Genomic DNA, 9119 nt, shown 5'->3' with positions numbered 1-9119 from the left:
TGCAGCATCTCTCCACCGGTCACGATCACGCGAAACGACCGGTCACGTTCCGCGAAATACGCAGATGGCTTGTCGACGCGCGAAGAGGCAGTTACGCGCACTTTGCAAAGTGAGCTGGGCAGACTCCCGTTGGTCGGCGGATCGGCTGCCGACGGCCTCGTTTTTGGCCACACGCACGTGTTTTTCGACGGCGACTTCCATGCCGATAGCGCCGTCCTGGTGCTGGTCACTACTCCCTTGCCTTTTCGGATATTCAAGACTCAGCATTTTGTCCCCACCGACCAGCGACTGGTAGTGACGGCGGCCGACGCCGGGCAGCGGGTGGTCAGGGAAATCGACGGCTGGCCGGCCGCCGAGACTTATGCCCGGCTGGTCGGGGCGAGCGTGCACAGCCTCGAACCCAGGCACTTTGCACGGTCGCCGCTAGTGGTTCTGATTGCCGGCACGAACTACGTGCGCTCGATCCAGAAGGCCAATCCCGACGGCAGCCTGACTTTTCTCTGCGCCATCGAGGAAGGCATGGTCTTGCGCGTCGGGCGCGGCGTGAACCTGGTAGACAATCTCGAGCACGCCTTTGCCGCGCTAGAGGCCGCAATCGGCCAGCCGCAACTGGCCGTCGGCTGCGACTGCATCCTGCGCAAGCTGGAAATTACCCAGTGCGGACTGTTGAACCGTGTGGAAAGCATCTTCCGGGACAACAATGTCATAGGCTTCAACAGCTATGGCGAGCAGTACCGCGGCGTGCATGTCAATCAGACGCTCACCGGCATTGCCATCGGCGAGGTCGTCAGTGGCTGAGCCTGCCTGCCCTCGCGCCCCGGATGCACAGGATTTGCCACCGTCACGGCAGTCAGCGCAGTCAGTGCCGTCAGTGGACTGGCCGGCCGAGGTCACGCGGCTCAACAAGATCATCCGCGTCCTGATGGACCGCGCCGAACGTAGCACCAGCGTTCAGGGTTCCGACTTCAGCCTGTTCCAGACCGCGATCATGCTCGAGGAGCAGGTGCGCCAGCGCACCGTCGAACTCGAAGCGGCTCTGCGCGAAAACGAGCGGACCAACCGCTCGCTGCGCGAATCGGAAGCCAGGTTTCGTGCCGTGGTAAATCAGTCGCTGGTGGGCATCGTCATTATCGAGGATCAGCAGTTCAGCTACACCAATGCCAGGTTCAACGAAATTTTCGGCTACGAGGACGATGAAATCCGGGCCTTGGGGCCGCTCGATCTGGTCGTCGAGAGCGATCGGCCGCTGGTGACCGAGCATTTCCGCCGGCGACTGAACGGAGAAGCGGGGCCGGTCGATTACGTATTCCACGGTTTACGCAAGGATGGGGCTGTGCGGGACATCGAAAGCCATTGTCGTGGAATGGATATCGGCGGCAAGCTGCTCCTGGTCAGCGTGGTCATGGACATCAGCGAACGCAAGCGCGCCGAGCGTGAGGTGCAGGCATTGCAGCAGGAACTGCGCGAACAGTCGACTCATGACGCACTGACCGGGCTCTACAACCGCCGCTACCTTCAGGACACGCTTGGCCGCGAGTTGCTTGAGGCCAAGCGCGAGGGGCGACCAGTCAGCGTGATCCTGGCCGATCTCGATCACTTCAAGGCGGTCAATGACCGCCATGGACATCTTGGCGGCGACGAGGCTCTACGGGTCTTCGGCGCGTTGCTCAAGCGCCACGCGCGCGGCAGCGATATCTACTGCCGCTACGGCGGCGAGGAGTTTCTGCTCGTCCTGCCCGGAATGACGGCAGAAATTGCCGTCGAGCGCGCCGAGCAGTTGCGCGTTGCGATTGCCAGCGCACCGGTCAACCATGGCGGATCGCTGATCTCGGTGACCGCTTCGTTCGGCATTGCCACCTTTCCGCGCGATGGCCGCAATGGCGACGAACTGATCGCCGCCGCCGACCGGGCGCTGTATGCGGCCAAGGCGGCCGGCCGCAACCGCGTCAATGTCAGTGTCGGAGCGACGACCAGCCCGGCGGGGCAACACGGCGCTGGACCCGGATGACGACGCCGGTGCACTGAGTTCACGAATGCCGAATCGCAACCGCCCACGAGGCTAGTTTTCGTTGCGCCAGTCACGCAGAGTTTCCTTGCGTGGCAGGGGCGGCGTCTGGTCCCGGCGGCGATCCCTGATGAGCGGCATCGCGGCGCCGAGAACGAACACGATACAGAGGCCAAAAATGATCCAGCCGGTGTTCATCGACTCTCTCCGTCGACAAATGGGGCGGCCTGGTCAGTCATTTCCCGTTACCGGGCAAGCGCTGGAAGAGTCCGCGCAGGGTGCTCTGCAGGTCGGCCGGCAGGAGCACGACTTTGGCGTTGTCGGACTCGGCGATCTTGCCGAGACTGGTGATGTATTTCTCGCCGAGCAGGTAGAGCATCGGCAGTTCATTGTCGCCGAAAGCGCCGGTGACCTTGGTAATCGCCTGCGACGACGCCTCGGCGAGGGTGATCTGCGCCTGGCCATCGCGCTTGGCCGATTCCAGGCGCGCTTCGGCGGTCAGGATCATCGACTGCTTCTCGCCTTCGGCGCGGGTCACCATGGCCTTGCGCTCGCGCTCGGCCGAGGCCTGCATTTCCATCGCCCGCTGCATCGACTGCGAGGGTTTGATGTCCTGGATCTCGACGGACTTTACGGTCAGGCCCCAGTCGAGCGCTTCGTCGGCGACGCCGGCTTTCAGGCGCGCCTTGATCATGTCGCGTGACGACAGCGCCTGGTCGAGTTCCATGTCGCCGACGATCGAGCGCAGGGTGGTCATGATCATGTTGCGAATGGCCTCCGAATAATCCTGGACACCGTAGACGGCTTTCACCGGATCGGTCACTTTGATGAACGCGATGGCGTTGACCACGATCACCGCGTTGTCACGCGTGATCACCTCCTGCTCCTGGACGTCGAGAATGATGTCCTTGGTCGTGACCTTGTACGAAACGATGTCCACGTAGGGAATGATGAAGCGCAATCCCGGCAGCAGCGTGGTGCAGTACTTGCCCACGCGCTGCACGATCCACTCTTCGCCCTGCGGCACGATGCGCACGCCATAGGCGACGGTGACCGCGACAAAAACGAAAAGAACGATGGAAACTATGGTCATGCCGCTCATCTTGCTTTCTCCACTTTGACGTAACTTCCTTCGACGGCGACGACGCGCACGCGCTCGCCAGCCGTGATCACGGTATCGGAATAGCATTCCCAGGCGTCGGCACCGAGGATCGGCTTCTGAAAACGCACCTGACCACGGCTATCGGGAGTGATGTCGGCGACCAGAATGCCGACCTCGCCGGCCACCGTCGCCGCCGAGGTGCCGACGGCGGTCATCGTTCGTGGTCGCAGATAGCGAAACCAGATGCCGACCAGCAGGGTCGACAGCACTGCCCAAAGCAGGATCTGCGTCGACAACGCGATGTCAGGCACGAGCAGCAGGATCACCCCGACGCCCGCAGCAGCGAGCCCGAACCAGACGACAAAGAACGAGACGATGACCATCTCGGCCATCGTAAGGGCCAGTCCAAGTACGATCCAGTGCCACCATTCGGCCGAAAACACGCGCTGCTCCTCCGCATACCCCACCTACCCGGCTTACCCGGAAGTTGACCGACCCAGGCAGCACACCGGAGAGGGCGCAGAACGGGAGATCGTCGGGGCGAGATGCTCGCCGATTAGACGCCATAACGCGTCGGCTGGCAAGTGCGCAGGGAGCTTGCGGCTGGCCATCGTCCGGGAACGCGTCGGCCATACGTCTCTGACCATTCTGGTCTCGTGGTGTTTGTCCAGGCGTCGTAATTGCGCTGATCAACTTGCTGCTCTGCTGGGTGTGGTTTCTCCGGACGTTTCCAGGAGAATCCTCTGCAACGTCCGCCTTAGTCGTCCAACCGTCCGGAAACGGCCCCCATATAGTACAATGAGACCATAAACGACCCGGCAACTACCAAGAATAGCATGTTTTATCATAGTGTTGCGCATTGTTTTCAAGGCACGGCCGTGGTTCGCGTCGCGGCTGATCGGCTTCCTTCCTCTCGTATCATCCTTTGCTTGTGCATTAGGTCACGGTCTGTAGTTCTCCTCAGTGATAGCCTTGGTTTTGTGAGATTTGCTTAGTTTTCCTGAAACCAGAAACAGGAAGACTCTCCGAAAATCCATCATCAACGAGAAGTTTTCAGGTTCGTGCTTGCAAGGGGGTCCATCGTGATCAAGGTGTTCAATCATTGGTTCCATCGGAAGACAATCGCCCAGGTTGCCGTCGACCTGATGCTTCCGGTGCTTTGTGTGATTTTAGCGGCCGTGTGGATTGGCCATGGAGGCCAGCTCGGACTCGACAAGGCCGCTTTCTATGCCGTGATCTTTGCACTGATGATGATCGTCCTCAACGCCTGGTTGGGTATCTATCAGCGAGTGCATAGCCGCACCCGGGCCGAGACACAGGCGCGCGCCGTGTTGTCTCTTTACCTGGCCATCCCGCTGGCCTATCTGGTATTTTCGATGCTGGCGGTGGCCGAGGTCGATCGAGCTTTCATGCTGCTCTCCGGTCTCTCCGCCCTCTTTGCAACGCTGGTCCATCGCGTCCATTCAGCGCACAGCGGAACCGGTTCCTTGCTCGCTCACCGCGTGCTGGTCTTTGGCGTCGGCGAGGAAGCGGAAAACGTCGGCCGTGTGCTGCGCAAATCGGACCCCGACATTCAGATCGTCGGTTTTTATCCCAGTCCCACCGACGCAGAAGTCGTCGTTCCCTCGCAAGTCATTCTCTCCGACCACATGTCGCTTTCGGACACCGCGCATTCCCTGAAGGTCGACGAGATCATCGTCGCCGTGCGCGAGCGTCGTGGTGGTGCCCTTCCCTTGCGCGAACTCCTTGAATGCAAGCTATCCGGCGTCAAGGTCCTCGACCTGGCAAGTTACTTTGAACGTGCGCTCGGACAGATCCGCATAGATTCCTTGCGTGTGAGCTGGCTGATTTTTGGCGAGGGTTTTCGGCAGAGTTGGCGGCGTGCGAGCATCAAGCGCCTGTTCGACATCGTCGTGGCGTCGTTCCTGTTGCTGCTCACCCTGCCCGTGATGCTGGTCACGGCGATGATGATCGTTCTCGAAGACGGCTTTCCAGTCTTCTATCGCCAGGAACGCGTTGGCCTTGATGGCCGTCTGTTCAAGGTCATCAAGTTTCGCAGCATGCGCAACGACGCCGAGAGTGACGGGCTGCCGCGCTGGGCAACGGCCAATGACAATCGGGTGACCCGTGTCGGTCGATTCATCCGCAAGGTACGGATCGACGAGTTGCCGCAACTGTACAGCGTTCTGACCGGGGATATGAGTCTGGTCGGGCCGCGCCCGGAGCGCCCTTTCTTTGTTGACCAACTGACACGCGACGTGCCGTTCTATGCCGTTCGCCACAGCGTGAAGCCAGGGGTCACCGGCTGGGCGCAGGTCAGCTACCACTATGGTTCAACGGTCGACGACTCCATACAGAAACTCCAGTACGATCTGTACTATGTCAAGAATCACTCCTTGTTCCTTGATGTCGTGATTCTGTTCCAGACGGTCGGCGTGGTATTGACCGGCAAGGGCGCTCAGTGAAACATTCGCGCGGCGTTGCCGCAGGCAGGCAGACGACGAGACAAGAGGATTGCAGATCGTGATGGACAGCAAGATGGTCGTGGTTACTGCGTGGAGTTACGGACTGGCAGGCGTGCTGGCGGCCTTTCTGACGTTGTACCTGGCTTCCGGTTGGCGCACCGGTCGGCGCAGTCGGGCAATGTTTGTCGCCGTTGCCCTGTCGGCACTATGGGCGATGCTCGTGCTGGCGTTTGTGCTCACCCAAGAGAGCGTTTTTCTTGCCGGCAGCCTGCTGGCCGATGCGCTACGCTTCGGCGGCTGGACCTGGTTCCTTCTCGTTCTTGTCAAGCCGGAGGAGGGCGAAGGCGGGCGCTCGCCGCAGCGGGTGCGCTGGTTGGCCGCGCTGGCGGTCCTGCTCACGGTCGCCGGTTGCGGCGCGCAGACGCTGGTGATCTTCGGCATCGATTTCCTGATTCCCGCGCAACGCCTGGCTCTGCTCATGTCTCTGGGGATGAGCGTCTTCGGCCTGGTGCTGATCGAGCACCTCTTCCGCACTGTCTCGCACGACTTTCGCTGGAGCATCAAGCCCCTGTGTCTCGGACTTGGCGGTCCTTTCCTTTTCGACCTGTACCTCTACTCGGACGCTCTGCTGTTCAACCGGATCGACACAGACGCCTTCAGCGTGCGCGGTTTCGCCTATGCCCTGGGTTTGCCGCTGGTCGCTTTGTCGGCAATTCGCAGCCACGACTGGAAGAGGCGACTGGTGATGTCGCAACGGGCAGCCGTGCAGTCGGCGACCCTGGTCATCGTCGGCGCCTATCTCCTGTTCATTGCTTCGGCCGGTTACTACGTCCGCTTCTTTGGCGGCGAATGGGGGCGCGCCGTGCAACTGGCGCTGCTCTTCACGGCCTTGCTGATCCTGGTCGCGCTGACCTTTTCGGGTTCGATGCGCGCCCGTTTGAGGGTGCTGGTGGGCAAGCATTTCTTCAGCTATCGCTACGATTATCGTGAGGAGTGGCTGCGTTTCACGCAGACGCTATCCGCGCAGGGCGGCTTTTCCGCCATGGGACAGCAGGTCGTCCGTGGCTTGGGTGACATGGTCGAGAGCCCGGGCGGTGCGCTATGGTTGAAGGATCCTTCGGGACGGTTCTTTGCTCAGGCTGCCTGCTGGAACATGCCCGTGTTGCCGGCGACTGAGGACGAAGGGACTTCGCTGTGCCGTTTTCTGCTCGACAGCGGCTGGGTGATCAATCTCGAAGAGTATCGTTCCCTGCCCCGTCGCTATGATGGTCTCATTCTTCCTGCCTGGCTCGTTGATGTGCCCGACGCCTGGCTGGTGGTGCCGCTGACCACCGGCAACGAACTGATCGCCTTCGTGGTGCTCGCCACCGCGCGGACCAGAATCGATGTGAACTGGGAGGTCAACGATCTCCTGAAAACTGCCGCGCGGCAGGCCGGTGCCTTTCTCGGGCAGATGCAGGCCAGCGAAGCGCTGCTCGAAGTCAGAAAGTTCGATTCGTTCAACCGCATGTCGGCCTTTGTGGTGCATGATCTGAAGAACATCATCGCTCAGTTGTCCTTGATGCTCAAGAACGCCGAGCGCCATCGGGACAACCCCGAATTCCAGAAGGACATGCTGATGACCGTTGAACATTCGGTTGAGCGCATGCGACAGTTGATGATGCAACTACGCCAGGGAGCGACGCCGCTCGATGGTCCGCGCGGGATCGATCTGTCCGATGTGATGCGCCGGATCCAGACCGCCAAGTCCGGGCAGGGACGAGAAGTGGAGGTGAACATCGAAGAGAGACTTGTCGCCCGCGGACACGAAGATCGGATCGAACGTGTGATCGGCCATCTTGTGCAGAACGCCCTCGAAGCCACCGAAGGGGGTGGTCGCGTGTGGGTCAGACTGGCCCGGCAGGGGAACCATGCGCTGATCGAGGTCGGCGATAGCGGACACGGGATGAGCCCGCAGTTCGTTCGTGAGCGTCTTTTCAAGCCCTTTCAGACGACCAAACCGACGGGCATGGGAATTGGCGCCTACGAGAGCTTCCAGTACGTTCATGAGCTCGGCGGTAAAGTGTCGGTAGATAGTACCGTCGATGTCGGAACGCGGGTAGACCTGTTGCTGCCCCTGTTTGATACAGGCCCCGGAATGAAGACCGTGGCGTCACCCAAGGAGTCCGAATGAGTTCCGGGAAGTTGCCTCACCTGCTCATCGTCGAGGACGATCGAGCCCTGCAGACGCAGATCCGCTGGGCTTTCGACCAGTACGAGACACTGACTGCCGATGACCGCGAAAGCGCCCTGGTCCAGGTGCGACGCTACCAGCCACCGGTGGTGACCATGGATCTCGGCCTGCCACCCGATGCCGATTCCGTTTCCGAAGGTTTCAGACTGCTCGCAGAAATGCTGACTCTGGCACCGGACACCAAGATCATTGTCTTGACCGGGCAGAACGATCGAACCAACGCGCTGCGCGCCATCGCGCTGGGCGCCTATGATTTCTTTGCCAAGCCCTTCGAGATCGAAATGCTGGGCCTGACCATCCAGCGCGCTTACCGTCTATATGAACTGCAGCAGGAGAACAAGCGCCTGCTGTCGATGCAGCAACCCGATGTTCTGTCGGGCTTGCTGACCCGGGACCCGGAGTTGCTACGCGTCTGTCGCACGATCGAGCGGGTTGCGGTAACCGATGCGACGGTCCTGTTGCTCGGCGAAAGCGGAACCGGCAAGGAATTGCTGGCGCGCGCCGTGCACGAGTCGTCGCCCAGGCGCCGCGAGCGCTTCGTGGCCATCAACTGTGCGGCAATCCCGGAGAACCTGCTGGAAAGCGAACTCTTCGGCTACGAGAAAGGGGCCTTTACCGGAGCGGCAAAAATGACGCCGGGGAAGATCGAGACGGCCCACAACGGCACCCTGATGCTCGACGAGATCGGCGACCTGCCGCATTCGCTGCAGGCCAAGTTGCTGCGTTTTCTGCAGGAGCGCGTCATCGAACGGATCGGCGGGAGGCACGAGATCCCGGTCAATGTCCGCATCGTCTGCGCGACCCACCAGAATCTGAAGTCGCTGATCGTAGAGGGGCGTTTTCGCGAGGATTTGTTCTATCGACTGGCGGAAATTGTGGTAAACATCCCACCCTTGCGCGCCCGTTCGGGGGATGCTGCGTTGCTGGCGCATGCCTTCGTACGGCGCTTTGCCGACGAACAGAATCGCAGCGGACTCAGCTTGGGCGAAGATGCCTTGCGCGCGATCGCAAGCTACACCTGGCCTGGCAACGTGCGCGAGCTGGAGAACTGCATCAAACGGGCGGTCATCATGGCCGATGCCAACCAGATTACGGCCGAGGACGTAGGCTTGTCGGGCGCCGAGGGGAGTGAAGCGGGCGTGATGGATCTGCGCCAGGCCCGCGACGACGCGGAACGGCGGGCGATCATCACAGCGCTGGCGCGCGCTGACGGGAATGTGGTCAGGGCCGCCGAGCTGCTCGGCGTCAGCCGCCCCACCCTGTACGACCTGATGCATCGATTTGGACTGAAGTAGTTTTTTCCTGACATCTTTA

Annotated in this window: 8 protein-coding genes; 5 read left to right on the top strand and 3 right to left on the bottom strand. The window is 61.0% G+C overall.

Annotation, left to right across the window (positions count from 1 at the left end; genetic code table 11):
• The coding region (locus tag ACCAA_RS07685; RefSeq protein ID WP_186406646.1) for an FIST N-terminal domain-containing protein at positions 1 to 798 on the top strand (798 nt) is incomplete at its 5' end.
• A 73-nt stretch (positions 799 to 871) separates the two neighbouring features.
• Positions 872 to 2008 carry a sensor domain-containing diguanylate cyclase gene (locus ACCAA_RS07680; RefSeq protein WP_186406645.1) on the top strand — a complete coding sequence of 379 codons (1137 nt, stop codon included), beginning with the start codon at positions 872 to 874 and terminating at the stop codon, positions 2006 to 2008.
• A gap of 51 nt (positions 2009 to 2059) precedes the next feature.
• Here ACCAA_RS07680 and ACCAA_RS07675 read toward each other — a convergent pair whose 3' ends face one another.
• The 3 genes from ACCAA_RS07675 to ACCAA_RS07665 are packed head-to-tail and all read right to left on the bottom strand — an operon-like array spanning position 2060 to position 3550.
• Entirely contained in the window at positions 2060 to 2203 is a 144-nt protein-coding gene (locus ACCAA_RS07675; RefSeq protein ID WP_186406644.1) for a hypothetical protein, read from the bottom strand.
• A gap of 37 nt (positions 2204 to 2240) precedes the next feature.
• On the bottom strand, positions 2241 to 3107 hold the full coding sequence (locus ACCAA_RS07670; protein ID WP_186406643.1) for an SPFH domain-containing protein: 867 nt from the start codon (positions 3105 to 3107) through the stop codon (positions 2241 to 2243).
• A complete protein-coding gene (locus ACCAA_RS07665; protein WP_245754487.1) occupies positions 3104 to 3550 on the bottom strand; it encodes an NfeD family protein in 447 nt (148 codons plus the stop codon). The genes ACCAA_RS07670 and ACCAA_RS07665 overlap by 4 nt, the downstream gene beginning before the upstream one ends.
• A gap of 639 nt (positions 3551 to 4189) precedes the next feature.
• On the opposite strand from ACCAA_RS07665, the gene ACCAA_RS07660 reads away from it, so the two are divergent.
• The 3 genes from ACCAA_RS07660 (at position 4190) to prsR (ending at position 9100) form a co-directional block, all read left to right on the top strand.
• Positions 4190 to 5572 (top strand): TIGR03013 family XrtA/PEP-CTERM system glycosyltransferase, encoded by a 1383-nt coding sequence (locus tag ACCAA_RS07660; RefSeq protein ID WP_186406642.1) that lies wholly within the window; start codon positions 4190 to 4192, stop codon positions 5570 to 5572.
• 61 nt (positions 5573 to 5633) lie between these two features.
• Positions 5634 to 7745, top strand: coding sequence for an XrtA/PEP-CTERM system histidine kinase PrsK (prsK, locus tag ACCAA_RS07655; protein WP_186406654.1), 2112 nt, complete (start codon positions 5634 to 5636; stop codon positions 7743 to 7745).
• Positions 7742 to 9100 carry a PEP-CTERM-box response regulator transcription factor gene (prsR, locus tag ACCAA_RS07650; RefSeq protein ID WP_186406641.1) on the top strand — a complete coding sequence of 453 codons (1359 nt, stop codon included), beginning with the start codon at positions 7742 to 7744 and terminating at the stop codon, positions 9098 to 9100. The genes prsK and prsR overlap by 4 nt, the downstream gene beginning before the upstream one ends.
• The last annotated feature ends 19 nt before the right edge of the window (positions 9101 to 9119 follow it).

The sequence above is a fragment of the Candidatus Accumulibacter aalborgensis genome (genome assembly GCF_900089955.1).
Classification (GTDB): Bacteria; Pseudomonadota; Gammaproteobacteria; order Burkholderiales; family Rhodocyclaceae; genus Accumulibacter; species Accumulibacter aalborgensis.
This window is presented reverse-complemented; position numbering and strand designations above follow the sequence as displayed.